Source organism: Herbidospora sp. NBRC 101105 (assembly GCF_030269205.1).
Taxonomy (GTDB): domain Bacteria; phylum Actinomycetota; class Actinomycetes; order Streptosporangiales; family Streptosporangiaceae; genus Herbidospora; species Herbidospora solisilvae.
This window is the reverse complement of sequence record NZ_BSSX01000007.1, coordinates 298,626-323,309: the sequence shown is the minus strand read 5'-3', so window position 1 is coordinate 323,309 and position 24,684 is coordinate 298,626. Positions and strand designations below refer to the sequence as shown.

At 70.4% G+C, this 24,684-nt stretch carries 20 protein-coding genes and 1 tRNA gene; 10 read left to right on the top strand and 11 right to left on the bottom strand.

All coding sequences use genetic code 11. From position 1 onward, the window contains the following. Positions 1–74 precede the first annotated feature (74 nt). Positions 75–920 (top strand): SDR family NAD(P)-dependent oxidoreductase, encoded by an 846-nt coding sequence (locus tag QSK34_RS28195; protein WP_285588316.1) that lies wholly within the window; start codon positions 75–77, stop codon positions 918–920. A 227-nt stretch (positions 921–1,147) separates the two neighbouring features. Here QSK34_RS28195 and QSK34_RS28190 read toward each other — a convergent pair whose 3' ends face one another. Continuing rightward, positions 1,148–1,675 carry a hypothetical protein gene (locus tag QSK34_RS28190; protein ID WP_285588314.1) on the bottom strand — a complete coding sequence of 176 codons (528 nt, stop codon included), beginning with the start codon at positions 1,673–1,675 and terminating at the stop codon, positions 1,148–1,150. 174 nt (positions 1,676–1,849) lie between these two features. Between QSK34_RS28190 and QSK34_RS28185 the strand changes: the two genes are divergently transcribed. After that, positions 1,850–2,359, top strand: coding sequence for an RICIN domain-containing protein (locus QSK34_RS28185; protein ID WP_285588312.1), 510 nt, complete (start codon positions 1,850–1,852; stop codon positions 2,357–2,359). Between the two features lie 80 nt (positions 2,360–2,439). Here the strand turns inward: QSK34_RS28185 and QSK34_RS28180 are convergent, their stop codons facing one another. After that, positions 2,440–2,703, bottom strand: a complete 264-nt coding sequence (locus QSK34_RS28180) for a DUF6458 family protein (protein WP_030456058.1) — start codon at positions 2,701–2,703, stop codon at positions 2,440–2,442. A 90-nt stretch (positions 2,704–2,793) separates the two neighbouring features. Here QSK34_RS28180 and QSK34_RS28175 point away from each other — a divergent pair, with 90 nt between their 5' ends. After that, positions 2,794–3,300: a shikimate kinase gene (locus QSK34_RS28175; protein ID WP_285588310.1), complete on the top strand. Its 507-nt coding sequence runs from the start codon at positions 2,794–2,796 to the stop codon at positions 3,298–3,300. 76 nt (positions 3,301–3,376) lie between these two features. Here the strand turns inward: QSK34_RS28175 and QSK34_RS28170 are convergent, their stop codons facing one another. Further along, the gene (locus tag QSK34_RS28170; protein ID WP_285588309.1) at positions 3,377–3,802 is read right to left on the bottom strand and encodes an ATP-binding protein; all 426 of its coding nucleotides are present in this window, start codon (positions 3,800–3,802) and stop codon (positions 3,377–3,379) included. A 304-nt stretch (positions 3,803–4,106) separates the two neighbouring features. Between QSK34_RS28170 and QSK34_RS28165 the strand changes: the two genes are divergently transcribed. Then, entirely contained in the window at positions 4,107–5,666 is a 1,560-nt protein-coding gene (locus QSK34_RS28165; RefSeq protein WP_285588307.1) for a trypsin-like serine peptidase, read from the top strand. 130 nt (positions 5,667–5,796) lie between these two features. Further along, positions 5,797–6,912 carry a PP2C family protein-serine/threonine phosphatase gene (locus QSK34_RS28160; protein WP_285588305.1) on the top strand — a complete coding sequence of 372 codons (1,116 nt, stop codon included), beginning with the start codon at positions 5,797–5,799 and terminating at the stop codon, positions 6,910–6,912. Positions 6,913–6,968: 56 nt separating this feature from the next. Here the strand turns inward: QSK34_RS28160 and QSK34_RS37855 are convergent, their stop codons facing one another. Then, positions 6,969–9,326: a glycoside hydrolase family 6 protein gene (locus QSK34_RS37855; protein WP_353051438.1), complete on the bottom strand. Its 2,358-nt coding sequence runs from the start codon at positions 9,324–9,326 to the stop codon at positions 6,969–6,971. A 108-nt stretch (positions 9,327–9,434) separates the two neighbouring features. Further along, positions 9,435–10,034 (bottom strand): TetR/AcrR family transcriptional regulator, encoded by a 600-nt coding sequence (locus QSK34_RS28145; protein WP_030456704.1) that lies wholly within the window; start codon positions 10,032–10,034, stop codon positions 9,435–9,437. A 318-nt stretch (positions 10,035–10,352) separates the two neighbouring features. Here QSK34_RS28145 and QSK34_RS28140 point away from each other — a divergent pair, with 318 nt between their 5' ends. The 3 genes from QSK34_RS28140 (at position 10,353) to QSK34_RS28130 (ending at position 13,678) form a co-directional block, all read left to right on the top strand. Then, positions 10,353–10,994 (top strand): hypothetical protein, encoded by a 642-nt coding sequence (locus QSK34_RS28140; protein ID WP_285588302.1) that lies wholly within the window; start codon positions 10,353–10,355, stop codon positions 10,992–10,994. 52 nt (positions 10,995–11,046) lie between these two features. Beyond that, positions 11,047–11,123: transfer RNA gene (locus QSK34_RS28135), tRNA-Lys, on the top strand. Between the two features lie 83 nt (positions 11,124–11,206). Further along, complete coding sequence (locus QSK34_RS28130) at positions 11,207–13,678, top strand: DUF4132 domain-containing protein (protein WP_285588299.1); 2,472 nt, start codon at positions 11,207–11,209, stop codon at positions 13,676–13,678. A 4-nt stretch (positions 13,679–13,682) separates the two neighbouring features. Here the strand turns inward: QSK34_RS28130 and QSK34_RS28125 are convergent, their stop codons facing one another. The 6 genes from QSK34_RS28125 to QSK34_RS28100 all read right to left on the bottom strand — a co-directional run bounded on the left by QSK34_RS28125 (position 13,683) and on the right by QSK34_RS28100 (position 21,540). After that, positions 13,683–14,885: a lamin tail domain-containing protein gene (locus QSK34_RS28125; RefSeq protein ID WP_285588296.1), complete on the bottom strand. Its 1,203-nt coding sequence runs from the start codon at positions 14,883–14,885 to the stop codon at positions 13,683–13,685. Between the two features lie 69 nt (positions 14,886–14,954). Then, positions 14,955–15,566 carry a response regulator transcription factor gene (locus tag QSK34_RS28120; protein WP_502875547.1) on the bottom strand — a complete coding sequence of 204 codons (612 nt, stop codon included), beginning with the start codon at positions 15,564–15,566 and terminating at the stop codon, positions 14,955–14,957. Positions 15,567–15,654: 88 nt separating this feature from the next. After that, the gene (locus QSK34_RS28115; RefSeq protein WP_285588292.1) at positions 15,655–17,850 is read right to left on the bottom strand and encodes a sensor histidine kinase; all 2,196 of its coding nucleotides are present in this window, start codon (positions 17,848–17,850) and stop codon (positions 15,655–15,657) included. 44 nt (positions 17,851–17,894) lie between these two features. Beyond that, entirely contained in the window at positions 17,895–19,343 is a 1,449-nt protein-coding gene (locus tag QSK34_RS28110; protein WP_285588289.1) for a SagB family peptide dehydrogenase, read from the bottom strand. Positions 19,344–19,354: 11 nt separating this feature from the next. Next, a complete protein-coding gene (locus tag QSK34_RS28105; protein WP_285588287.1) occupies positions 19,355–21,304 on the bottom strand; it encodes a TOMM precursor leader peptide-binding protein in 1,950 nt (649 codons plus the stop codon). Continuing rightward, the gene (locus QSK34_RS28100; protein ID WP_285588284.1) at positions 21,301–21,540 is read right to left on the bottom strand and encodes a hypothetical protein; all 240 of its coding nucleotides are present in this window, start codon (positions 21,538–21,540) and stop codon (positions 21,301–21,303) included. The genes QSK34_RS28105 and QSK34_RS28100 overlap by 4 nt, the downstream gene beginning before the upstream one ends. Positions 21,541–21,778: 238 nt before the next feature. Here QSK34_RS28100 and QSK34_RS28095 point away from each other — a divergent pair, with 238 nt between their 5' ends. Together QSK34_RS28095 and QSK34_RS28090 are read left to right on the top strand one after the other, a co-directional pair. After that, a complete protein-coding gene (locus QSK34_RS28095) occupies positions 21,779–22,645 on the top strand; it encodes a LysR substrate-binding domain-containing protein (RefSeq protein ID WP_285588281.1) in 867 nt (288 codons plus the stop codon). A 130-nt stretch (positions 22,646–22,775) separates the two neighbouring features. Beyond that, positions 22,776–24,674, top strand: a complete 1,899-nt coding sequence (locus QSK34_RS28090) for an amino acid transporter (RefSeq protein WP_285588279.1) — start codon at positions 22,776–22,778, stop codon at positions 24,672–24,674. Positions 24,675–24,684 lie beyond the last annotated feature (10 nt).

Sequence of the window (24,684 nt, the reverse complement as noted above, 5' to 3'; positions counted from 1 at the left end):
GCGATCTCACATCTCTGCCGGGCTATCTCGTCCAGGGGGTTGTAACGGCTGAAAGCGGCAACAAGGAGCACACCATGCAGAAGGTCTGGTTCGTCACCGGCTCGTCCCGCGGCCTGGGCCGCAACTTCGTGGAGGCCGCCCTGGCCCGCGGCGACAAGGTCGCCGCCACCGCCCGGAACACCGCGAGCCTGCGGGCGCTGGCCGACACCTACGGGCACGCGGTGCTTCCACTGGAGATGGACGTGACCGACAGGGCCGCCGTCTTCGAGAACGTGAAGCGCGCCAAGGAGCACTTCGGCCGGCTCGACGTCATCGTGAACAACGCCGGCTACGCCCAGATCGGCGCGGTCGAAGAACTCACCGAACAGGAACTGCGCGACCAGCTCGAGACCAATCTGTTCGGCGCGGTGTGGGTGATCCAGGCCGCGCTGCCGTACCTGCGCGAGCAGCGCTCGGGGCACATCATCCAGCTGTCCTCGGCCGCCGGGCTCATCGCGATGCCGCTCGGGGGCGCGTACCACGCCTCCAAGTGGGCCCTGGAGGGCCTGAACGAGGCGCTCGCCGGCGAGGTCGCCGAGTTCGGCGTCAAGGTGACCATCATCGAGCCCGGCGGCTTCGCCACCCGGGACGGCAACAACCCCGACCCGCTCGCCAACGGTCACATGGCCAAGCCGGACCCGGCCTACGACACTCTCCGTCAGCGCCTCGGGGCGATGACGGGGAAGATGCCCGCAGGCGACCCCGCCGCCGCGGCGCAGGCACTGCTGAAGCTCGTGGACTCCGCCAACCCGCCGGTGCGGGTGCTGTTCGGCAAGGGTTTCCAGCCTTTGATCGAGCAGGCCTACGCCGACCGGCTCAAGACCTGGGCCGACTGGCAGGACCTCTCAATCGAGGCACACGGCAACCTCGAAGCCCGCTGACCCGGTTGAAAGGCCTCGGCTTGTACCCAATAGGGAGGAGCCGGCGTCGACCTTCACGTCGTGACCCGCCGCCAGAAGTCGCTGGGCGGCGGAGCCCGCTCCGAGGCGGGGTAGCCGGGGGGAGACGACGGGCCGGGATATGGCATCCCGGCCCGCCGTTTCTCAGCCCGGTCTCACTGGCCGGTCTCACGGGCCGGTCTCTCAGCCCGGTCTCTCCGCCCGGTCTCTCAGGCGTCGACCGAGAATCGTTCCACCACGATCGAGCTGCGGGTGAACCCCCCGGTCAGGCAGGCCGCCGCTGCGGCGATGAGGTTGCCGGTGGCTCGGCCGTCGGCGTGGGCGACCCCGCCCTTGAAGGCCCCGGCGGCGACGTCGCCCTCGACGTGGAGCGCCTTGCCCACGCGGCTGAAGGCCGATTCCGTGATCGTCGACCGGCTGCCGTCGTTCCAGGTGATCGTGACCTTGGCCGAGGCCGGGTCGATCGGCCCCGGGCACCTGCCCGTGACGGTGGCCCTGACCCGGACGACTCCCCGCGTGATCCCCGGGTGCTTGGCCGACTGGCAGGAGCTCAGGTCGCCGGTGCCCCGCACGCGGATGGTCTTCTCGGTGAACGTCAGCCCGGGGGTGTACCGCAGCTGCAGGGTGCCGGACAGGCAGCTGACCCCGCCGGTGTCGTCGTCGGCGGCGGCCGGCGGGAGCGGCGTGAGGACGAGGCCGGCGGCCAGGGCGACGGCGGACCACAGGAGTGAACGCATGGGCCCATCGTCAGCGCGGCACGTCGTCGCAGACCGTGGGGCACGCGCGGGCTTTGACGAGGCGCAGCCGTAACGGAAGGGCCTTTTGACATAGTCACTCTGAGTGCTTGATCTATTACGTCAAGTGAGGAAAGGTGATCATGCTCTGATCGACCCTCTCCGAAGGAGGCACTCATGCCTTTCATCCGTCGCATGTTGTCCTGCGCCGTTCTCGCGACCAGCGTCGGCGCGGGCCTCGCGCTGCCCGTCTCGGCCTCCGCCCAGGCCGCCCCGGGCGCCGTCTGCGTCGACGCCACCAACAGCCGCGCGAACAACACCGAGGTCCGCCTCTGGGGGTGCCTCGACCACGCCAACCAGAGGTTCGTGATCGACGCCGGCCAGATCAAGGTCAAGGACACCGTCGGCACCGCCCGGGAAGTCTGCCTCGACACCACCAACAGCCGGGCCAACAACACCAGGTTCCGCCTCTGGACCTGCCTCGACCACCCGAACCAGAAGTTCGTGATCGACGCCGGGCAGATCAAGGTCAAGGACACCATCGGCACCGCCCGGGAGGTCTGCCTCGACACCACCAACGACCGGGCCAACAACACCAGGGTCCGCCTCTGGACCTGCCTCGACCACCCGAACCAGAAGTTCGTGATCGACGCCGGAAAGATCAAGGTCAAGGACACCCTGGCCTGATCCGTTCCCGCCCACGGCACGAAGAAGCCGGGCCGGAGGCTCAACGGCCTCGGGGCCCGGCTCTTCCGTTTCCGCGTGGCTCAGATGGGGTCGTTGTAGCGGCGCTCCTCGTAGACGCGACGCTGGGTGGTGTGCACCTCGTCCACGGGGGCCACCGGGGTCACGGTGGTGGACGCGCGGCGGACGGCGCTCAGCCGGTAGAGGCCGAACAGCAGCCCCGCCAGGCCGCCCACCATGAGGATGACCCCGATGACCTGGATGTCGAGCCCCGCGAGGGTGAATTCGACCGCCCAGGTGAGAATGGCGCCCAACATGATCAGGATGATGCTTCCGGCGATGGTCATGGCGTTCCTCCTTCGACCGGTGCACTATCCCGTGAGCGAATCTCAAACGCGGGGGGAGCAAAACCGCACCACGCGGGCAGAATGCCCGTCATGAACGAGACCCCCGTCGTGATCATGGGCTTGATGGGCGCCGGCAAGAGCACGGTCGCGCGCCTGGTCGCCGAGGCGCTCGGCCGCGAGATGCGCGACAGCGACGGCGACCTGGAGGCCCGCTACGGGCAGACGGCCGCCCGCATGAACGAGACCGTGGGCGCCGACGTGCTGCACGACCGCGAGACCGAGGTGCTGCTCGACGCCGTGGCCGCGCGGCCCGCCGTGGTGGTGGCCGCCGCCGCCAGCACGATCGAGGACCCGGCCGCCCGTGACGCGCTGACCTCGTCGTTCGTGGTCTTCCTGGACGGCCCGCCCGAGGTGCTGGCCGAACGCATGTCCTCCAGCAGCCACCGGCCGCACTTCGAGCCCGATCTGGTGCACATGCTCAAGACGCAGCGGGACAAGCGGCGGCCGAAGTTCCTGGAGGTCGCCGACCACGTGGCCGACGCGACCCGGACCCCCCACGAGATCATGACGGGAGTGCTGGCGGCGTTCCGCGGCTGACCCGGCGCGGCCGGTCGGCGCCGGGTGCGGCGCCGGCCGGGGACGACGGGCGGCGCCGGGGTGGGCGGAGCCGTAACTAGGAGTCTCCCAGCACGAACCAGACGATCTTGCCGCCACGCGCGCCCGGCGCGTGGCCCCACGACGCGGCCAGGGTGCCCACGATCAGCAGGCCCCGGCCGTCGGTGGCGTCGGGGCGCGCCTCGCGCGGGCGGGGCGGCATGGCGCCGGTGTCGAAGACCTCGCCGTAGACCCATTCGCGGGTGCCGCGCAGGCGGAGCGCGAAGGCGGTGCCGGCGTGGCGGACGGCGTTGGTGACGAGCTCGCTGACGATGAGCTGGCAGTCGTCGACGAAGGAGGCGCAGCCCCGGCTGGTCAGTTCACGCCGGACCAGACGGCGGGCCTCGGCGACGCTGGCGCCGACGGCGGGGAGGAGGCATTCGGCCGACCAGGTCTCGAAGTCGTCGAGCCCGTCGAGCGCCGTGGCGGCGAAAGGGACACTCATGCCCGCGTCCTCCTTCACCGTCCAGATTGGGAGCGCTCCCACTCCTTTACCACGGTACGGCACCCCGCCGCTCATGTGAACCAGCGGCGTCGAACTTGTTACATGCCGCGACGATCTACCGCTGGACAGGCGAATTGGACGGTGTCCAATCGCATCCGGTTCCACAGAAAGAATGTGATCTGGGTCACAGTTATAACGACCTGGGGGTTCTATCCGAATCGTCACAGGTAACGTCCTTGCCAATCCATTTACTGACGGATGGGGCGCAAGTGACGTCCCACGGCAGAGCAAGGGAGACCCCGCAGTGCAGCGCACCCTCACCCTCGGCAGCACCTTCGCCGGTTCCATCGGACTGCTGGCCGCAGCGCTGGTCGCGAGCCCCGCCGCAGCCGCCCCCCAGTACATCGAGAAGGAGGTGCTGGCCGGTTCCAGCGAGGCGCAGGCCATCGCCTACTTCTGGGACAAGGCCCAGCTCCAGGACGCGACCCCCTACAACGTCGAGACGACGGTCGCGGCCAAGCACATCTCCACGGGCGGCCCCACCGCCGACACCAAGGCGGGCACCGTCCCCGCGATCGGCGACGAGAAGAAGTCGACCTCCACGTCGAAGAACGTGAACCTGCCCCGCACGAGCGGCAAGGTCTTCTTCATGGGCGCCGACGGCAAGCCCCACTGGTGCTCGGGCACCTCGCTGCAGTCCAAGTACCGCAACCTCGTGGCCACCGCCGGCCAGTGTGTGTACGACACCGAGAGCAACAAGCCGGTCCTGAACAACTGGGTCTTCGTGCCCGGCTACTACCAGGGCAAGACCCCCTGGGGCATCTACGTCGGCAAGACCGCCTACACCCACTACGACTACGACGTCTACGAGGACGGCGACCGCAACTACGCGTTCGTCACCGTCTACAACGGCGTCAAGCTCACCGGTGACAAAGAGGTCGACAAGAAGACCTACGACAAGTGGAAGGGTCAGAAGAAGATCCTTTCCGAGGTCGTCACCAAGGCGGAGTTCGAGGCCAAGTACACCGAGGGCGGCCCCTACTGGAAGAAGACCCTCGCGCCCGTGACCTCGCCGGTCGACCCGCCGAAGGCGTCGTTCACCCAGGCCGAGGCCGAGAAGTACTACACCGACGGCGTCGACGGCGTGAAGCTGACCACCGAGTCGGTCACCCAGGCCGCCTACAACGCGGCCCCCACCGGCACCAACGCCATGAAGAACGGCGAGAAGTGCCCGACCTGGTGCGGGCCCGACTCGGGCAAGGAATACCCGATCGACGAGGCCACCTACAACAAACTGAAGGCCGACCCCGCCTTCAAGGGTGTGCTGCGCAAGACCGAGCAGAACCAGTTCTTCAAGAAGGAATGGTTCGTGAAGAAGTGGGTCAAGACCTCCGTGGCGGAGGCCTACTTCAAGGACCACTACATCGTCCGCGGCGTCGAGGACGTCGGCCGTCTCGGCGACAACGTCGGCGGCCAGGGCCTGGCCTACAACCAGAAGCTCGGCAAGGCCCACTACGTCTTCGGCTACCCGAGCGGCGCCCACCCCGACGGCAACCGCGTCTTCTCCGGCAACACCCTGAAGTGGTCGTACGGGAAGACCTTCGCCGCCTCGGCGTCGGCGATCAAGGCGCAGGAGCTCGTCGGCATCAAGTCGTCGTTCACCGGCCAGGGCGCCATCGGCTCCTCGTGGCTGGCGGGCTACAAGAACACCCGCCGCCTCGGCTACCTGAACGGCGTCACCATCGCGGTCTCCGACCGTGACGGCAACAAGCGCATCGACACCTCGGTCTCGGCCTACTTCGACGGCGAGACCTACGGCGTCTACAAGCAGGCGGCCAACGTCTGGTCCGGCTCGATCCTCTAGCCACCTTTAAGGGAGCGCCCGTATCCAGGGGGATGCGGGCGCCTCTCGTTTTTGTGACTTCGCATCCCAGGCGGGATCGTGAAGTATGGTCGCAAGCGCGTACCAGACGGGATTAGAGGGGATTCGCCGGATGCCGTTGCGCCTCACCGGAGCGTTCCGTCCGGGCAAGGGGCGGCGCCGGGCGGCCGGGGCCCGCACGGCGCTCGCTCTGGCGGTGTTGCCGTTCCTGATGATGCTGCTCGTGTCGGTGATCGACCTGAGCACGGGCCCGGAGATCGGGTTCCTGCCCCTGCTCGCGGTCGGGCCGGCCTTCGCCTCGCTCACCGGCGGGATCCGGCGGACCATGCTCGTCGGGGTGACCGCGCTGGTGCTGGCGATCGGGCTGGCGGCCTACAACCAGCTGGAGTTGCGCCGGGCGTACATCACGATGGGCTCGATCGCCGGAGTGACGGCGGCGAGCGCCCTGGCGACGGTGGGCCGCCGCCGCAGGGAACGGGAGCTGGCCCAGGTCAGGTCGGTGGCCGAGGTCGCGCAGCGAGTGCTGCTGCGGCCGGTGCCGCGCCGGGCCGGGCACATGCGCGTGGCCGTGTCCTACACCTCGGCCATGGCCGAGGCGCACATCGGCGGCGATCTGTACGAGGTCGTCACCGCCCCCACCGGAGTCAGGGTCATCGTGGGCGACGTCCAGGGCAAGGGCCTGGAGGCGGTCGAGACGGCCGCGCTGGTCCTGGGAGCGTTCCGGGAGGCGGCCCACGACGAGAAGGACCTCGAAGGGGTCAGCGCCCGGCTGGAGAAGGCGCTCAACCGGCGGCTGTCCGGCGAGGAGTTCGTCACCGCCGTGCTGGCCGAGTTCAGCATCGAGGAGACGACCATGACGCTGCTCAACTACGGCCACCCGGCGCCGCTGGTGGTCAGGGCGGGCGGGGAGATCGAGTTCGCCGACCCCGACGACCACGTGCCCCCGCTGGGACTGGCGGTCCTGGGGCCCGAGGGGCCGGCGCCTTACTCGATCACCTTCGAACCGGGCGACCAGATCCTCTTCTACACCGACGGTGTCATCGAGGCCCGCGACGCCCTGGGCCGGTTCTATCCGCTGGCCGACCGGGTTCCGCTGCTCAAGGACGACGACCCGGAGGCGGCGCTGGAGTCCCTGCGCCGCGACCTGATCGCGCACATCGACGGCCCGCCGACCGACGACGCGGCCATGCTGCTGATGCGCTGCCGGGAACCCGGCCTGGATCTGTAGGGCCGTGGTCCCGCCGAGGAGGACCCCCAACCTCGGCGGGACCACGACGTTCGGGGTCAGCTGATGGGCGGGTAGGCGTTGGCCAGCAGCTGACGGAACTGGGCCGAGAACCAGTGACCCGACAGCGGGGCGTTGGCCAGAGCCCCGGAGGGGTTGTTCCCGTTACGGTCGTTGCCGCCGTAGGTCGGGTCGCACATCCGGTCGAAGCCCTTGCCCTCGGTGTTCGGGATCTCGGTCGAGGAACCGTCGGACTCGCCCGGAGGCTTGACCCACACGTAGGCGTCGATACCGGTGGCCGGGTTGGCCCGCGGACGCTCGCCCAGACCCGCGCCGCTCTGGTTGCACCAGTTGCCGGCGTGGACCCGGCGGTCGACCTTGGAGTTGTTCACGAAGGTGTTCAGGTCGGTCGAGGTGCTCGGGCCGGTGGGCCGGTTCGGGCCGCCCCAGCCGTTACGGCTGGTGTCGATCAGCATGCCGATGTTGGAGGAGAAGCCCTCCTGGATCAGCCGCTGGCGGAAGGCCTGGGCGAAGGACAACTCGTCGATGTAGAAGTTCCAGTCCACCCAGCGGGAGGAACGGATCTGCTGGCCGTTGACGGTGCCGTTCACGGTGAAGTACGGCTCGACCAGCGCCGAGTAGTTGGCCGTGTTGGTGATGAAGCCGTGGACGGTGGCCTTGCCTCCGGTGGCCAGGTCGGCGGTGGAGCCGAACAGGTCGGCCGACGGACCGAAGTTGGTGTCCCAGCCGAGCCAGCCGTGGTGACCGGCGTCCACGTAGTTGTAAACGTTCGGGATCGCGTACAGCTTGCTCAGGGCGTACGCGACGCCCTGCTCGTAGGCACCCGAGTTCTTCGCCTCCTGGCAGGCGGCCAGGTTGAGGTTGGTGACCAGGTTCGGCAGCGAGTCGATCTCGATGATGGCGACGATGCGCAGGTTGCGGTACGCGGGGTCGGCCATGATCGAGGCGATCGGGTCGATGTACTCGGTCTTGTACCGGTTCAGGCCGTTCTGCGCGACCTTGAGCTCACCGTTGGAGGCCAGCGCCGAGCAGTCGCGGTTGGGCAGGTTGTAGATCACGACCTGGATGGTCAGCGGGGCGGAGCCGTTGGCGGCGTCCTGCTGGACGGCCAGGTCCAGGTGGTCGCGCAGGCCCTTGCTGTTGTTGCCGGCCGAACCGCTGGTGATGGCGGCGATCCGGTCCAGCCAGATGGCCGTGGAGGTGTTGGCGACGGCCGAACCGCCCGGCTCGGAGGCGGCGCTGGCCGACCAGTCGGGGTTCACGTAGCCGGTGGCGCCCGCGTAGGGGTTGTCGACCCGGCCCGGGTTGACGATGTCGTCGTCGCCCTCGGTCGCGGTGACGGTGACGCTGGTCAGGCCGGAGGAGGCCACGACGATCGGCCGGGTGCCGGCCGTCTGGTCGCTGTCCTGCGCCGCCGCCAGGGTGACGGTCTGCGGGGTCTGCCAGTTCGACGTGGTGAACGTCAGGCTGGCGCCCGAGCTGACGGTGATGTTGGTGTCACCGGAGCCGGCCGTGTTGGTCACGGTCACGTTGCCGCTCGGGGCGGCCTGGAGGCGGACCGTGTAGGTGGCGGTGCCGCCCTCGGGGACGGTCACGGCGGTCGAGGAGACGACCAGCGCCTGGGTCTGCGTGCCGTCGTCGTCGGCCTCGGTGGCGGTGACGTTGACGCTGGTCAGACCGCTGGAGGCGACCGTGAAGGTACGCGAGCCGTTGGTGGAGTCGCTGTCCTGCGCGGCGGCCAGGGTCACGTTCTGCGGGGTGTTCCAGTTGCTGCTGGTGAACGTGAGGCTGGTGCCGGAGGTCGCGGTCAGGTTGGTGTCACCCGAACCGGCGGTGGTGGTCACCGTGACGTTCGAGCTGGGCTGCGACTGCAGGCGCACCGAGTAGGTGGCGGTGCCGCCCTCGGGCACGCTCACGCTGGTCGGCGTCACGATCAGCGCCTGCTGCTGCGGCGACGGGCTGGGCGACGGGCTCGGCCCGCCGTTGCAGACCGTCCCGTTCAGGGAGAACGAGGTCGGGTTGGTGTTGGTCCCGCTGACCTGGCCGTTGAAGCCGATCTGCACGGACTGGCCGCTGTTCAGCGCGCCGGCCCACGGGGGAGCCACGACGGTCACGTTCTGGCCCGACTGGCTCCAGGTGCCGTTCCATCCCTGCTGAACCGTCTGGTTCCCCGGCCACGTGTACGTGAGCCGCCACGGGTTCACCGCGTCACCGAGGTTGTTGATCGTGATGTTGGCGCCGAAACCGCTGCCGTTGTCCCACTGCTTGGCGTACGTGACCTGGCAGGCGACGGCCGCGCCCGCTGGGGTCTGCATGACGGCGAGACCGGTGACGGCCAGCAGCATGGCCGCCGCCGTCATCGCGGCTCTGCGCCAGGAACTCAATCGGGGTCCCATAGCTTTCTCTTCTCCTCGGCGTACACGATTGGGAGCGCTCCCAACATGAGTTCGTTTCGCCGAGGTGTACAGCATGTTTCCGGGTTCGCCGGGATAGGGCCAGGATGCCTATGAAAGATTCAGGGTCCGTGCGGCGAGCCGGTGGAGGTGCCGCCGGAAACGGGCGAGCACCTCGGGGTTCTCGGGCCCCAGCCGGTCACCCGACTCGTCGAGAACGCCGCCCTGCACGAACCCGTGGACACACCAGATCAGCGTCCACACGCAGTACTCCATGTCGGCCGTGTCGTCGATGTATCCGGCCTCTGCGGCCTGTTCGAGCACGGAGGTCGTCATGGTGATCAGCGGCTGGGAGTACTGCCGCTCCAGGCCGGTGAGGTCGGCCGCGTCGTACAGCCACCGGTGGATCCACAGGGCCGGGAACTCGGGGTTGGCGACGCAGAAGTCGATGTAGCGGTCGACGATCTCGTGCACCGCCCCCGCCGCCGTCATCTGGTCGGCCGACATCATGTCGTTGACGACGCCTTCGAGCGCCTCGGTCTCGATCCGGGAGGCCCGCTCGATGACGGCGAGGTAGAGGTCCCGCTTGGACCCCCCGAACCCCTCCTTGGCCGGGTCGAGCCCGGTCGCCTCGGCGATCTGCTTCAAGGTCGTGGCGTCGTACCCGAGTGCGGCGAACAGCCGCGTGGCCCCCTGCAGCAGGCTTTCCATCCAGGGCTCCCGATCCCTTCGGTCCTTACCTTTTCCCAAGTCCAGCACCCGGCCGGTCACGGGAGGGCAAACGGCACGCTTGACCACGGAATCCCCTTATTTATGGGCGTTTCATGGCCTTCTGAGATGTTTTACTGTCTGAGGTTTGCCATGTCATGGTTTGGTGGCTAGTGTCGCTTTCGTTGCCAAGTGCTGACCAACCCACAAGACAGCACTTGACCTTCGGATCCGGGAGCGGCCCGTGGGGCCCACCGGACACGCCACCCCTGATGACTCGCGTGGCAGTCCTGTCGTCGTACGGAAAGATCTCCCTTTTTCATGTACGCCCTCAAAGGCATCCTGAAGAACAAGACCGCGACCACCGCACTCGCCACCGCCGGCCTGGCCGTCCTGGGCCTGGGCACCACCGGCGCCGCCAGCGCTCTGGCCGCACCTCCGCACGCGAACCACGTCCGGATCCACACCAAGCCGGCCGCCGTCGTCAAGCCCCTGGAGAAGCCCGCCGCCGCGGCCAAGCCCGCGATCAAGGAGCCCTCCTTCGTCAAGCCGGCCGTGCTGACCGGCAAGACCACCGCCTCCTACTTCTGGGACGACGCCTCCGGGCGCGCCGGGGACACGGGCCTGCCCGCCAGCGGCAAGCCGATGCAGAAGGGCATGGCCGCCTCCCCGAGCTGGCCCCTCGGCACCGAGGGCTACGTGGTCTACAAGGGCGTCAAGAAGCCCTTCTTCGTCGGCGACCGCGGCCCGGGGAACCCCTCGTCGCGCGGCGTCATGCTGGACCTCGACGGGCAGACCTTCGCCGAGCTGACCGGCGGCACCTTCGACATGAACACCCTGGCCGTGAAGGGCAACGGCGGCTTCGGGCACATCCCCATCGAATACCACATCACCAAGTGGGGCGACGGGACGGGCCTCAAGGCGGCGCCGGTGCCGTTCTCGGTGGGCGCGTGGAAGCACTGAGCCTTATCGATGTGCGTAGGAGGGCTTGGAGCTGCTAAAGTCTTCCTCGCGGGCGCCGCTAGCTCAGTTGGTTAGAGCAGCTGACTCTTAATCAGCGGGTCCGGGGTTCGAGTCCCTGGCGGCGCACCAAAGAAAATCCCAACTCAGTCCGACTGAGTTGGGATTTTTTCATTTCGGCGAATTGTCGTCGGCCGCTGATATCAATTGCGGCCATGGAGATCAGTGCCGAGCTCGACCGCTGGGGCCACACCGACCTGTTCGCCGAGACCGAGCGCCTGGCCTCGACGGTTCCCGAAGAACGCGCGTGGCAGTGGCCGCTCTCGCCGCTCGGCGAGACCGAACTCGGGCGGCGCATGGCCGGTTTCGACGACGTCCGGTGGCGGGTGCTCGGGCTCTGGGCCCAGCACCGCCTGAGCGGGCCCCACTACGACCGCCTCGCCGAGGAGATCGCCTCCCGGGTGGCGCGCCGCAAACTGAAGTGGACGACCGAGGAGGCCGACCTGCTGTGGCGGTTGTGCCACGGCCGGGAGGACAACGGGTACATCGCACTCTGCAGGCTGACGCTGCCGCTCACGGCTACCGCGTCGCTCCCCCACGACATGCGCCGACGCTACGTGGAGCAGGCCGAACGGGTGCGCAAGACGCTGGGCGATCACGAGTGGCCGTCGCGGGCCGGAACCGCCCGGCGGCTCGACGACTTCCTCGCCGAACACGCCGACGCCGCAGATCCGGTCTCGGCCGTCCGCGCCCTGCTGGGCGAGCGCGACCGGTTCGCCGCGACGCTCGTCGCCGATTTCGGCGCCGCGCTCGCGGCTCCCGAGGTCTTCCCTCTGTTACGCCACTGGCACGGCGCCACCGCCGCCAAGCCCAGCGGCGTCTGGCTCGCCACGGCAGGGAAGCTGCTCACCCCCGAGGCCGTCGTCCTGGTCCGGGAGATCCTCCAACGGCTGTCGGCCCACCGGGAGGGCCCCGTCACGTTCCGCCACGACGACCGCGAGTGGACCACCACCGTCTTCCTCCACGACCGCACCGCCACTCCGCTGCGGGGCCTGATCTGGACCTGCCGGCTGATCGACGAGCCGTGGGTGACCGCGCTGCTCGGCGACTGCGCCGTGACCTGCGGGACCGGCATCGGCGGCTCGGGACCGAACTGCCGTGACGAGAGGCTGGCCAACGCCGCCGTCGGCGCCCTGGCCCACAGGGGCGGCCTCGACACCGTGCCCCACCTGGCCCGGGTCCAGGCGAAGGTGCGCAAGAAGACCGTCCTGGCCGGGGTGGCCCGCGCCCTCGACGCGGTCGCCGAGGCGGCCGGGCTCTCCCCCGAACGGCTGCTCGACCGGACGGTGCCGACGTTCGGGCTCGGCCCCGGCGGCGTGCGCGAGGAGCCGGTCGGCGACTGCCTGGTGCGGCTGCGGGCCGACACGCAGGCGCTGGAGTTCGTCAACGCCAGGGGCAAGACGGTGAAGGCGGCCCCGGCGGCGATCCGGAAGGACCCGGCGCTGGCCGAGCTGAAGGCGACGCTCAAGGACCTCAGGCAGCTGCTTCCGGCCGAGCGGTTCCGGCTGGAGCGCGCCCTGATCGAGGAACGCATCTGGCGGTGGCGCGAGGTGACCGAGTTCTTCCTCGACCACCCGGTCACCGGCCTCTACGCCCGCACCCTGATCTGGCGCATCCTCCAGGGCCCGGCCGGCATCCCGGTGCGGACCGACGACGGCTGGGAGCTCACCGACCCGGCGGGCCGCCGCATCCAGCCCGACCCGAACACCCCTCTGCATCTGTGGCACCCCATCGGCGAGACGCCGGAGGCGGTCCGGGCCTGGCGCGACCACCTGCTCGACGCGGGCGTGCGGCAGCCCTTCAAGCAGGCCTTCCGCGAGGTCTACCTGCTCACCCCCGCCGAGGAGCGGACCGGCACCTACTCCAACCGGTTCGCCGGGCACACCCTGCGCTACGGCCAGGCCAAGGCGCTGCTGAACCAGCGCGGCTGGTCGGGCCCGTCGATCGGCCACTGGGATCACGAGTTCGGCTCCGACCGGGGCGCGGCGGTCAAGGATCTGTCCGGTTACCGGGTCCGCTGGGCCATGTCGGTCAACGGCGACCCCGAGGCCGACGGCTGGGGCACGGCGTCCTTCTGCGCCAGCGAGCAGATCCGCTTCTACCGCCCTGACGAGGACGACACCGACGTCTACGGGTACGCCCGCGACGGCATGCCGTTGACGGAGGTCCCGCCGCTGGTGTTGTCGGAGGCGCTGCGCGACGCCGACCTGGCCGTGGGCGTCACCTCGATCGGCCTCGACCCCCACATGGTCGCGGGGCACGAGGACTACTGGCACTCCCACGGCTTCGGCGAGCTGACCGAGACGGCGCGCACCCGCCGCGACGCGCTGGCCCGCCTGTTGCCCCGGCTGAGCCTCGCCGGGCGGGCCGAACTGACCGACCGGTTCCTGCGGGTGCGCGGTGACCTGCGCACCTACAAGATCCATCTCGGGTCGGGCAACATCCTGATGGAACCCAACGACGCCTACCTGTGCATCGTGCCGGGGCCCGACCGCTCGGAACAACCGGTGTTCCTGCCGTTCGAGGAGGACGGCGGCATGTTGTCGATCATCCTGTCCAAGGCGTTCCTGCTCGCCGGCGACACGGCCATCACCGACCCGACGATCACCCGCCAGATCGGGGGGTGAGAGATCAGCGGCCGAAGGCGATCGTGCGGCCGGTCCGGACCTGTTCCTTCTTGTACGTCACCGTGTCGATCACCACGTCGTCCGGCCCGACCAGCATGATCGAGTCGCCGGCGTTGTCGAGCCGGCTCACCGTGACGACTTCGACCGTCCCCGCCTCGACCGGGCCCGAGAGCGCCGTCCGGTTGCCCGAGGTGTCGCGCAGGTGCCAGCCGTCGAGGTCGATCGCGCCGGGGGTCACGTTCAGCAGGGTGACCTTCTCGGCGCCCGCGTCGGCGCCGGCCGGGTTGGGCAGGGCGGCCACGATGACCACGTCGCCGATCGCCGCCGGCGGCGGGGTGGTGGGGCCGGTCGCCGGGTCGGGGGCGATGACGAAGTCCTCGGGCCAGACCGTCAGTTCGATCTGGTCGCCCGAGGCGCGCACCACGTCGTGCAGGTTGCCGCGTTCCTGTCGTCCGATCAGCCAGATGGCGTCGTCGCGGTGGACCGGGTCGGCGCGCAACCAGGTGTCGAACTGGCCGAAGTCCGGGAAGCCCGCCGCGAAGTAGGGCACCAGGCGGCGGAACAGCTTGGGCCAGATGACGGTCTCGTCGAGCGAGTCGGCCGTCACCCTGGCCGGTCTGCCGGGGTGGCCGTCGGCGACGGGCCACAGGCCCGCATCGGGCCGGGCGGCGCGGGAGACGCCCGCCAGGTGGTCGCGCAGTTCGGCCGGGAGGGTCGCGTAGTAGGCCGGGTAGACCAGGCCTTCGGCGAGCAGGACGCGGTTGGCCGACTCGTCGGCCAGCGCGGGGGTCAGGAAGACGGGCGCGCCGTCGGGTGTCTCCGTGGTGCCGCCGTAGACGAAGGCGATCAGGCGGCCGTTGGCGTCGACGCCGTTCGACAACACGTAGCCCCTGGTCGTGTCCTGGTCGGCGCGTCTCACCTTGTTCGGGAGGTCGTCGAAGAACTCGACGCCGGTGAAGCCGAGCAGGGCCAGCAGGCGGTCGCGGGCGGCCCGTGCCCAGTCGAGCCGCTGGTGGGTCTCCTCGAAGTGGGTCTCCAGGGCGTCGACGGCCTCCAGCCGGACGGAGATGCCGCGCCGGTTCAGGTCGGGGGAGGTGCCCGACGGTCGGGGGAGCGCCTCGATCAGCGCCGGCGTGTCGGGGAGGAACTTGATCGTGTCACCGTCGGGCTCGGGGCCCTGGCGCGGGAGATCGGGATATCTGATCACAAAATTGCCGCGCAAAAGTGTATATGTCATCGCCTATCACCCCGTGGCGAGAATAACCGGGGGCGGATTTCAGATCCAGCCCGCTTCCGTGGCTATGCGTATCGCGTCCACCCGATTTCTCGCGTTGAGTTTGGTGACGATTTTGGTCAGATAGTTTCGTACCGTTCCGACTGAGACGTGCATCTGGGCGGCGATCTCCGGGGGTTCCGCTCCCCCGGCCGCCAGGCGGAGCACCTGGATCTCGCGGCCCGACAACGGGATCTCGCCGACGTCCCACGCGGTCAGCGCCAGTTGCGGGTCGATGATGCGGCGGCCGGCGGCGACCTCGCGCACGGCCTGCGCCAGCCGCTCCGACGGGGTGTCCTTCAGCAGGAAGCCCGACACCGAGACCGACAGCGCCCGCCGCAGCGTGCCGGGGCGGCCCAGGCCGGTGAGGATCAGGGTGCGGCACGACGGGAGTTTGGCGTGCAGCTCCTCCGCGGCCGACAGGCCGTCGACGACGGGGAGGTCGACGTCGAGGATCGCCACGTCGGGGCGGTGTTCCAGGGCCGCCGGCACGATGTCGGCGCCGCTGCCGACCTGGGCCACGACCGTGAGGTCGGGCTCCATCTCCAGCAGGGCGGCCAGGGCGCCCCGGACGATGCGAACGTCCTCGGCGAGGAGGATCCGTAACGTCAGCACGTCCATTCCCCCGGCCGGTCCAAATGGTCAAAATGAATCTTGTACCGAGGTTACGCATATAGGCAATGCCGACATTCTTGACAGAACGTCATTGTGGGATGTCGGCTTTTAACCGGAACGTCGCGGCGCTTCGTTCATATTTCAACGAACCGCCGATGGATTCCAGGCGTTCGGCCAGGTCATCCAGGGCGGTGCCGGGTTCGGCGGGGGTCATGAGCGTGCTGACGCCGTCGTTCCAGACGGTCAGCGAGCCGTCGGCGAAGGTGATCTCGCAGCGGGTGGCGGCGCTGTGCCTCAGGACGTTCGTCACCGCCTCGCGGAGCACGACCGCCAGGATCGCGTCGACCTCCGGCGGGACGTCACAGGCCTGGGCCCGGACGCACACCCCGGCCGCCGCCAGGGTCGCGCGGGCGGAGTCGAGTTCGGCGGTGAAGGACATGTGGCGGTAGCCGCTGGCCACCGATCTGACGTCGGCGACGGCGCGGCGGGCGACGTCCAGGACGTCGGCGAGTTCGGTGCGGGCCCGGTCGCCCGAACCGGGGAGCAGGCGGTAGGCGCGTTCGCTCTTGACCGTCATGGCGGCCAGGTCGTGGCCGAGCAGGTCGTGCAGTTCGCGGGCGACCCGTAATCGCTCCCGGGTGACCGCGCCGCGCGCCAGGTCGTCGCGGGCCTGGTCGACCTGGGCGACGAGGCCGGACAGTTCGCCGATGCCGTACACGACCAGGCCGGTCAGCAGGGTCGAGAGGGTGAGGTAGGCGGTCCACTCCCCCGCGTCGCCGTGCAGCACCGACAGGGCGGCCACGCTGACGCCGACGGCGGCGTAGCAGCCCCAGCGCCAGACGCCCGGCAGCACCATCAGCGCCGTGCCGGCCAGGAAGCCGCCCATCGAACCCCACGGCGCGCCGATCCACACCAGCGGCAGGTAGGTGGCGGCCGCCTGGATCGGCAGCGCGGCGCGGCGGAGGAACCCGAGGGACACGGCGATCTGGACGCCGACCAGCACGGCCGCGCAGAGGGCCGACTCCACCAGGCTCAGCGCCCCGGGGTGCTGCCCCAGGACGTTCACGACCATCAGCACGCCGTAGCCGAGCAGCACGACGACGGCGATCGTGCGGGCCACCCGCAGGTGCCAGGGCTGGCCGGTGATCTGCGCGAACGTCCACGTCACCGGGTCGTCGGCGACCGGCGCGGGCGGTCCGCCGACCGGGACCTCGGCGGTGAAGGTGAACCACTCGCCGTCGAGGCTCGTGGTGCTGACGCCGCCGGCCGCCTCGACCCGGGCCGACAGGTTGTCCAGGCCCGCTCCCCCGCCGGGCTCGGGGCCCGCGACGTCGGCGGCGTCGTTGACCACCCGCAGCGTGATGTGGTCGCCCTCGCGGGAGGTCTCCACCAGGCAGTGCTGGGCCTTGCTGTGCCGCAGCACGTTGGTCACGGCCTCGCGCAGCACGATGGCCAGGACCGTATCGACCTCCTCCGGCAGCGGGCCGGGCGCGAGCCGCACCTCGACGTCCATCTCGGCCGCGATCAGCATCGACTCGGCCGAGCGGGCCTCGGCGGCCAGCGACATCGGGCGGCTGCCGCCCGCGACCACCCGCACGTCGCCGAGCGCCTGGCGCGACAGCGTGAGCACGTCGCGCAGCTCGCGGCGGGCGCGTTCGGCCGAGCCGGGCAGCAGGCGGTAGGCCAGCTCGCTCTTGAGGGTGAGCGCGGAGACGTTGTAGCCGAGCAGGTCGTGCAGGTCGCGGGCGACCCGCAGGCGTTCCTGGGCGACGGCCACCCCGGCCAGCTCGCCCCGGGCGGCGTGCACGGTCAGCGCCAGCGAGGCCAGGGAGCTCACGCCGTAGACCATCAGCCCGGTCAGGGCGGTGAAGTAGGCGCCGTAGACGACGTCGACCGTGGCCATGCCCGTCCAGGTGAGCGCGAGGGACATGGCAGCGGGGACGGCGGCGTACAGGGCCCAGCGTTGCCGGCCCTCGACGGCGAGGAGCATCGAGCCGGCCAGGAACCCGGCGAGCGACCCGGCCTGCGGACCGGCCCAGAGGAACGGCGCGAACGTGACGACGGCCTGCGCCGACAACGTCGCCGCCGTGCGCGGCCCCGGCCACGACAACACGTCGCGGGTCGAGTGGACGAGCTGGAGCCCGAAGCCGGCGAGGAGGCAGGTCGCGAAGGCGACGAGCGGCCAGCCGCGCAGGCCCTCGTCCCAGACGAACATCAGGGCGTTGAAGGTGTACCCGAACAGCACGGCGCCGATGACGCCGCGCGCCATCAGTACGGGGCGCATCCCTAACGACACCACGGTGCCCTCACTTACCGGGAAATGTCGGCTTATGCGAGAAGAGCGGCGGCCAGCATGGGCCATTCGGCGTCGTTGACCGGATATCCGTCCTCCGGGGAGGCGGTCCGGGCGTGGCCGACGGCGTAGCCGCACACGCTCGACTCGGTGCGCCAGTCGAGCCCGAACACCTGCGCCGAGGCCTCGATGTCGGGCCCGTCGAGGCGGCGTCCGGCCAGCCCCAGCGCCGTCGCGACCAGCGACAACGTCTGCACCAGCGCGCCCGCGTCGGTGAGCACGAGCGAGTAGCCGAGGCCGTTGTACTTCCACGACAACCGCCGGAACCGGGCGGTGACCATCAGCAGCACCGGCGGCGCGGAGGCCAGGTTGGCCGAGACGAGCAGTTCGTCGGGATCGCCGTCGAGGGGGCTCAGGCGGTGGTGGTAGGGGTCGTAGTGGTAGACCCCGCGCGCCAGCCCGGCGCACCGGTCGACGACGGCGTAGAGCTCCAGCTCGTGGCAGTCGCCGCTGGTCGGATGAGGGCGGTCGCTCGTGGTGGCGGTCGCCTCGGTCGACGGCGAGCCCGTCAGCGACCGGACCCGGGCGGTCCGGTAGAGCAGCGCGCCCAGATCGGTCAGCGTCATCGCCTCGTCGGAGAAGGCCTCGGCCGGGCGGTGGGCCTCGACGACGGCGGAGAAGGGCGGGTCGGCGGCCAGGTCCTCCCACGACGGCCGGGGCAGCGCGATGCCCTCCGCCGCCTCCTTCACGACCGGCTCGACGCTGCCGTGCTCACCGAGCGGATAGGTCACGCCGAAGTCCTGGTCGTGGCGGCCCAGCGTGGAGCGGGTGTGGAACATCAGGTCGATCGGGGTCCACGCGGTCAGCGCGGGATCGTGGTCCTCGGCGAACTCCACCCGCTGGAACGGGTCGCCGGTCACCGCCTCGACGACCATCCCGGCCGCCATCAGGTAGGAGATGACCGACCGGGTCTCGGGTCCGGCGGCCGAGGCCGGGCCGGGGCGCATCAGCGTGCCCAGATGGCCGAGCGCGTCGGCGCGGTGCAGGATCACGCGGTGGTGCGACAGCGGCGACTCCAGCAGGTAGTTGCCGCCGTCGGTGGTGAGGACGGCGAAGCGCGACAGACGCACCGGATTGACCGGCGGCCGCTCCGGCAGGTGGAAGGCGGCCTGCGGGGTGAGCGGCACGACGGAGATGAGCGGCTGCTCCCGGTCGACGCCGAACGACCGGACGACCAGGTGCCCCAGCCGGTCGAGCAGCGCCGCCAGGGCCCGCCGCTCCGCGCCCGACCTGAGGACGTTGCCGAGCGAGATCGGCCCCAGGCTCATCCGGCGCATCGCCTCCACGACGGCCGGCGCGGGCATCGGGAGGACGGTGTCCTCCCAGCGCGAGTGCACGACGATCACACCCTGGTCCGGGTCGGGTTCGACGAAGACGTCCTCGCGGAACGACCACAGGGGAAACGGGGGGAGCGTGTCGTGCATGTCGGCTCCTCTCACATGAACAGGGCGACCGGGTTCAGGTCGTCGTAGGCGGTCGGCCGGTCGAGCCGCCCCAGCGCGACGGGGACGTCGAACAGCCGCCCCGGGGCGAACCTCGGCCAGAAGTGCCGCAGCCCCGGCACCACCACCTTGACCACCGGCATCCCGATGTCGGGCCGGGTCTGGTCGAGGATCAGCGGGTCGAAGGGCCGGATCAGGTCGACGTCGTCCGCGAGGTCGTCGTTCCGGGTGTACGCATGGGGCGCCGCCACCCCGTCGGGCAGCAGGCACGGATGGCTGCGCAGCGAGACGCGCCCCCACCACGGCCGCATGTCGAGGTCGGTGGCGGCCGGCAACAGCTGGCCGAGTTCCGTCAGCGCGCGGCGGGCCGCCGTGGCGGGGTCGAAGTGGGCGCCGAAGCCCAGCATGACCTCCTCGCCGTCCTTGGTGGAGACCGCCGCCATGGCCGGGATGCCGAGGTCGGTCGTCAGGTCGAGGACCCACAGGTCGCGGCCGAGCTTCGCGTAGTCGTCGCGCAGGCCGTCGGTCCACGGGTCGTCGAGCACGACCTCGGGCTGGCGGGTGCGGTTGTACCACCAGATCCCGACCGCGTCGCGTTCGACCAGTTCGAGGAAGCCCTGGAGGATCGCGTCCTCGATCGACGACCCGGCGGCGTTGCCGTTGGAGTCGGCCTCGCCGCCCTCGGAGAAGTAGAGCAGGCCGGTCGGCAGGTAGCGCCTGCGGCCGTCGAGGGTGAACAGGGGCGTCCACTCGGTCTCGGCGGTCTCGTCGAAGGGGGCACGCTGGCGCACGTCGTAGAGAAGGACGTCGTCGGGGTGCACGGCTTCGGCGCCCAGCCCCCGGTAGGAGTCGTGGACGACGTGCTCCTCGCCGAGCCGGGAGCCGCAGTAGCGCTCGACCGCCTCGCAGAGCGCGCCCACCTTCGCTTCGAGCGGGCTGCCGCCCTTGCCGCCGCTGTTGGCCCGCAGGCCGGAGACCGGGAGGGCCAGGTTGCGGCCGGACAGATAGCTGTTGAGGAATCCGGGCGCGCGGGGGTCGCGGCGGACCCGGTCGACGACGCCGGTGACGGGGTCGGTGAGGTGGACGTAGCGGTCCCAGGTCTCCTGAAGCCCGGCCGCCCGGTGGGCGTGCACCTTGGGCCTGGACGTGATCTCGACCGGGGCCGGTCCGGCGCCGGGCTCCCCGCACGCCGGGCACTGCGGCCTGCGCGTGACACGGTGATGCGCGGCCTCCAGGGTGAGCGGGTCGAACGTCCACAGGGTGTCGAGCCGCCGGCCTGCCAGCCACCGCGCGACCTGAAGGGCGGCGAGCTGCGCGCCGACCGACGAGGTGAGCGGCAGCGCGGCGCGCGGCGCGAGCCCGAGCGGGGCCTGCCGCCGGATCCGCAACCGGGCCGCCAGGCACTCCCAGCAGGCCGAATCCCCCGGGTGGAAGCCCGGCCCGATCCACAGGTCGGGCCCGTTGACGGCGACGGGCAACCACGGCCGGCCGTCGGCCAGCCGATCGGCGTTGACCGAGGCGAGCACCGGGTCGAGATAGTCGTCGCAGACCACCACGACGGGCCCTTCGCGGCCGGCGCGCAACCCCAGGTCGGCGAGCGCCCGGTCGACCAGCGGCGACCGGCCGACCACCTCGACCGTGCCGTCGGGGACGTCGAGCCCGGCCAGGTCCCAGTAGGCGGCGACGTCGGGCGGCACGTCGTCGTCGGACTGCGGCGCGACGAGGTCGGCCTCGGCCAGCCGCCCGAGCAGCCGCCCGAGTTCGGCCGCGCCGAGCCCGCTGCGCTCGTGCAGCCCGGCCAGGTCGTGGCTGCCGTCGAGCAGGGGCGCGACCTCTTCGATGTGGTCGCCGTGCAATGCGACCGTGGCCCGCGCCGAGGTCAGGTAGACCCCGTCGCCGGGCACGGTCACCGCACGCCAATGCCGCTTGAATCCGACTTTCATCCGCAATACGTCCATTTCGCCGACGAAAGGGACGGTTTGCTCAGGTCGGCGATCTGCAGGGGGTCACCACCCGCCGCCAGCGGGGGCGCCTCGTCTTCGCCCAGGTCGATGCCGAACTGGGCCAGGGTGCCGGCCGGGTCGTCTTCGTAGCGGGCGGCCAGATCGGGTTCCGTCCACGCCCGCATCACCAGTTCGGCGAAACGCCAGTCTTCGTCCGCGTGAGTCATCGTGGTCATGCATTCGATTCTCCGCAGGCGGGTTGCGCGGCCATAGTCAACGATTCACGAGGCGGGTGTGAGATTTTCACATCGGAATCGTGAAAGCCGGTGAAGACCGGGCGGTGTAAGCGCTTCTAGGCTGAGCCGCGTGAATCGCATTCGAATCCGCCGGCCCAGGAGGCCGCGGCCCGGGACGGTCCGGGACATCGACACGCGTACGCCGTCCGGCGTCCATCTGCCTTATTGAGGGAAACGCATGTATCACGATCTGCAAATCAATCGGCTGAGGGCCTTGGTGACCGTGGTCGAGCTCGGCGGGTTCCGTAAGGCGGCCGAGGCGCTGCACGTGACCCAGCCGGCGGTGAGCCAGCAGATCCGTCAGCTCGGCGGTCTCGTCAAGGGGCCCATCTTCACCTCGACCGGCCGCAGCCTTGAGCTCAGCACCGAGGGCGAGGAACTGCTCGGCTACGCGCGCCGGATCGTCGCCCTGAACGACGAGGCGGTCGGCCGGTTCGTGCCGCCGTCGGGCACCGCCCGGTTGACGATCGGCGTGGTCAACCAGCTCGCCGAGGCGCTCCCGGAGATCCTGCGGCTGCTCAACCGCGGCCTGCCGCATGTGCAGGTCGGCGTGCAGACGGGGCTGAGCGAGTCGCTGGAGAACCAGGTGTCGTCGGGCCAGCTCGACCTGGCGCTGCTGCTCCAGTCGGAGCCGGTCACCGCGCCCGCCCACCAGCTCGGCGAGATGCGCATGGACTGGTTCGGCCGCCCCGCCCACGGCGAGGGCGCCGCCCTCCCGCTGACCCTCTTCACCGAACCGTGCACGCTGCGGCGCCGCATCGTCGACGCCCTCGACGCGTCGGAGGTGCCGTGGCGGGTGGCCTACGAGGGGCCCGAACTCGTCGGGTTGCGCGCCGCCGCGAAGGCGGGGCTGGGGGTGGCCTGCCTGGTCGCCAACGGCGACGAGTTGTGGGGCCTGCCGCGCGCCGCCCGGCTCGCGCTCCCGTCGGCCCCGGGCCCGCTGCCGGTGACCGTGGCCCTGTCGGCGAACGCGAGCAATTCGGAGTACGTGCCGATCGCGGAACGGGCCTTCCAGCAGGCCTTGCGCGACTATCCGTTCGCCTGATCCGTCGCGGCCGATCCACGCACTGCCGGACATTTTTACGTTTTCTTGACGCCCCGTCTCCCTGGCACAGACCCGCGCCGTCAGTAGCGTGACCACTCGTCTGATTTGCCCGGATAGCGGAGGTACCCCGGTGACCGGCACGCTCCGGCAGTGGTTGCTGAAAGGGCTCAAGCGCCCCGAAGGTCTGGTCGGCGGTACCCACGACGAGGAGCCGCCCGAGCACCAGCACTCCTGGTGGCAGGTCATGTGCCTCACCGGCGTCGACTACTTCTCGACCCTCGGCTACCAGCCGGGCATCGCCGCGCTGGCCGCCGGCGCGCTGAGCCCGGTCGCCACGCTGGTGCTGGTCGCGTTGACGTTGTTCGGCGCGCTGCCCACCTATCGGGCGGTGGCCGAGCAGAGTCCGCACGGGCTGGGGTCGTTGTCGATGCTGGAACGGCTGATGCCGGGCTGGGGCGGGAAGCTGCTGGTGCTGTTCCTGCTCGGGTTCGTCGCCACGGCGTTCATCGTCACCATCACCCTGTCGGCGGCCGACGCGACCGCGCACATCCTGCACAACCCGTTCGTGCCGCACGCGCTGGCCGGGTGGCAGGTGCCGGTGACGCTGCTGCTCATCGCCGCGCTGGGCGGGGTGTTCCTGGCCGGGTTCAGTGAGGCGATCTCGGTCGCGGTGGTGCTGGTGGCGGTCTATCTGGTGCTCAACGTGGTCGTGGTGGCCACCGCCGTGCAGCATGTGCTCACCGCGCCGGAGAAGGTGCACGACTGGCAGAACACGCTGAACAGCGACTACGCGAGCCCGCTAGCGATGGTCGCGGTCGCGTTGTACGTGATGCCGAAACTCGCCCTCGGACTTTCGGGCTTCGAGACGGGCGTGGCGGTGATGCCGCTGGTCAGGGGCGACGTCGCCGAACGGGTCAGGGGCGCGCGCAAGCTGCTGACCACGGCCGCGCTCATCATGAGCGTCTTCCTGATCGCCTCCAGCCTCGCCACCACCGTGCTCATCCCGCCCGCGGAGTTCGCCGAGGGCGGCGCGGCCAACGGGCGCGCGCTGGCCTACCTGGCCCATCTCTATCTCGGCGACTGGTTCGGCACGGCCTACGACCTGTCGACCATCGCCATCCTGTGGTTCGCGGGGGCCTCGGCGCTGGCCGGGCTGCTGAACATCGTGCCGCGTTACCTGCCCCGCTACGGCATGGCGCCCGACTGGACGCGCGCCTCGCGGCCCATGGTGCTGGTGTTCACGGCCATCGCCTTCGTCATCACCGGGGTCTTCGGCGCGGAGGTCGAGGCGCAGGGCGGCGCGTACGCGACCGGGGTGCTGGCGCTCATCCTGTCGGCGGCCGTGGCGGTGGCGCTGTCGGCGTGGACGAGCGGCCGGGTGCGCGCCGCGTCGTTCTTCGGGGCGGTCACCCTGGTCTTCGCCTACGCCACCGTCGCCAACATCGTCGAACGCCCCGACGGCCTGGTCATCGCGCTGCTGTTCGTGCTGGCCATCGTGGTCGTGTCGCTGGTCTCCCGGGCCACCCGCTCCACCGAGCTGCGGGTCACCCGCATCAGTCTCGACGACGCCGCGCGCCGGTTCGTCAACGAGGCGGGCGAGATCCACCTCATCGCCAACGAGCCGAACAACCGCGACGCGAAGGAGTACGTCGACAAGGCGCGCGAGGCGTGGGAGCTGCACCGCCTGCGCACCCGGGAGGGGCTGCTGTTCCTGGAGGTGACCGTGCCGGACGCCTCGGAGTTCGCCGGTGAGCTGCGGGTGATCGGCGAGGAGCGGCACGGGTTCCGGGTGCTGCGCATGCAGAGCACGACGGTCGCCAACTCCATCGCCGCCCTGCTGCTGCACCTGCGCGACCTGACCGGCAAGACGCCGCAGGTCTACTTCCACTGGGCCGCGGAGGGCAACCCGATCGGCGCGCTGCTGCGCTACCTCGTCTTCGGCGGCGGCGACATCCCTCCCCTGACCCGCGAGGTCCTGCGCCAGGCCGAGCCCGACCCGTCGCGCCGCCCGGTCGTGCACGTCGGCTGACCTCTTGTCA

What these genes read in the sequence shown, in the direction of transcription:
- QSK34_RS28195 (WP_285588316.1), top strand. Translation starts at nt 75, where the DNA reads ATGCAGAAGGTCTGGTTCGTCACCGGCTCGTCCCGCGGCCTGGGCCGC.
- QSK34_RS28190 (WP_285588314.1), bottom strand. Translation starts at nt 1,675, where the DNA reads ATGCGTTCACTCCTGTGGTCCGCCGTCGCCCTGGCCGCCGGCCTCGTC.
- QSK34_RS28185 (WP_285588312.1), top strand. Translation starts at nt 1,850, where the DNA reads ATGCCTTTCATCCGTCGCATGTTGTCCTGCGCCGTTCTCGCGACCAGC.
- QSK34_RS28180 (WP_030456058.1), bottom strand. Translation starts at nt 2,703, where the DNA reads ATGACCATCGCCGGAAGCATCATCCTGATCATGTTGGGCGCCATTCTC.
- QSK34_RS28175 (WP_285588310.1), top strand. Translation starts at nt 2,794, where the DNA reads ATGAACGAGACCCCCGTCGTGATCATGGGCTTGATGGGCGCCGGCAAG.
- QSK34_RS28170 (WP_285588309.1), bottom strand. Translation starts at nt 3,802, where the DNA reads ATGAGTGTCCCTTTCGCCGCCACGGCGCTCGACGGGCTCGACGACTTC.
- QSK34_RS28160 (WP_285588305.1), top strand. Translation starts at nt 5,797, where the DNA reads ATGCCGTTGCGCCTCACCGGAGCGTTCCGTCCGGGCAAGGGGCGGCGC.
- QSK34_RS37855 (WP_353051438.1), bottom strand. Translation starts at nt 9,326, where the DNA reads ATGGGACCCCGATTGAGTTCCTGGCGCAGAGCCGCGATGACGGCGGCG.
- QSK34_RS28145 (WP_030456704.1), bottom strand. Translation starts at nt 10,034, where the DNA reads ATGGAAAGCCTGCTGCAGGGGGCCACGCGGCTGTTCGCCGCACTCGGG.
- QSK34_RS28140 (WP_285588302.1), top strand. Translation starts at nt 10,353, where the DNA reads ATGTACGCCCTCAAAGGCATCCTGAAGAACAAGACCGCGACCACCGCA.
- QSK34_RS28130 (WP_285588299.1), top strand. Translation starts at nt 11,207, where the DNA reads ATGGAGATCAGTGCCGAGCTCGACCGCTGGGGCCACACCGACCTGTTC.
- QSK34_RS28115 (WP_285588292.1), bottom strand. Translation starts at nt 17,850, where the DNA reads ATGCGCCCCGTACTGATGGCGCGCGGCGTCATCGGCGCCGTGCTGTTC.
- QSK34_RS28110 (WP_285588289.1), bottom strand. Translation starts at nt 19,343, where the DNA reads ATGCACGACACGCTCCCCCCGTTTCCCCTGTGGTCGTTCCGCGAGGAC.
- QSK34_RS28105 (WP_285588287.1), bottom strand. Translation starts at nt 21,304, where the DNA reads ATGAAAGTCGGATTCAAGCGGCATTGGCGTGCGGTGACCGTGCCCGGC.
- QSK34_RS28100 (WP_285588284.1), bottom strand. Translation starts at nt 21,540, where the DNA reads ATGACCACGATGACTCACGCGGACGAAGACTGGCGTTTCGCCGAACTG.
- QSK34_RS28095 (WP_285588281.1), top strand. Translation starts at nt 21,779, where the DNA reads ATGTATCACGATCTGCAAATCAATCGGCTGAGGGCCTTGGTGACCGTG.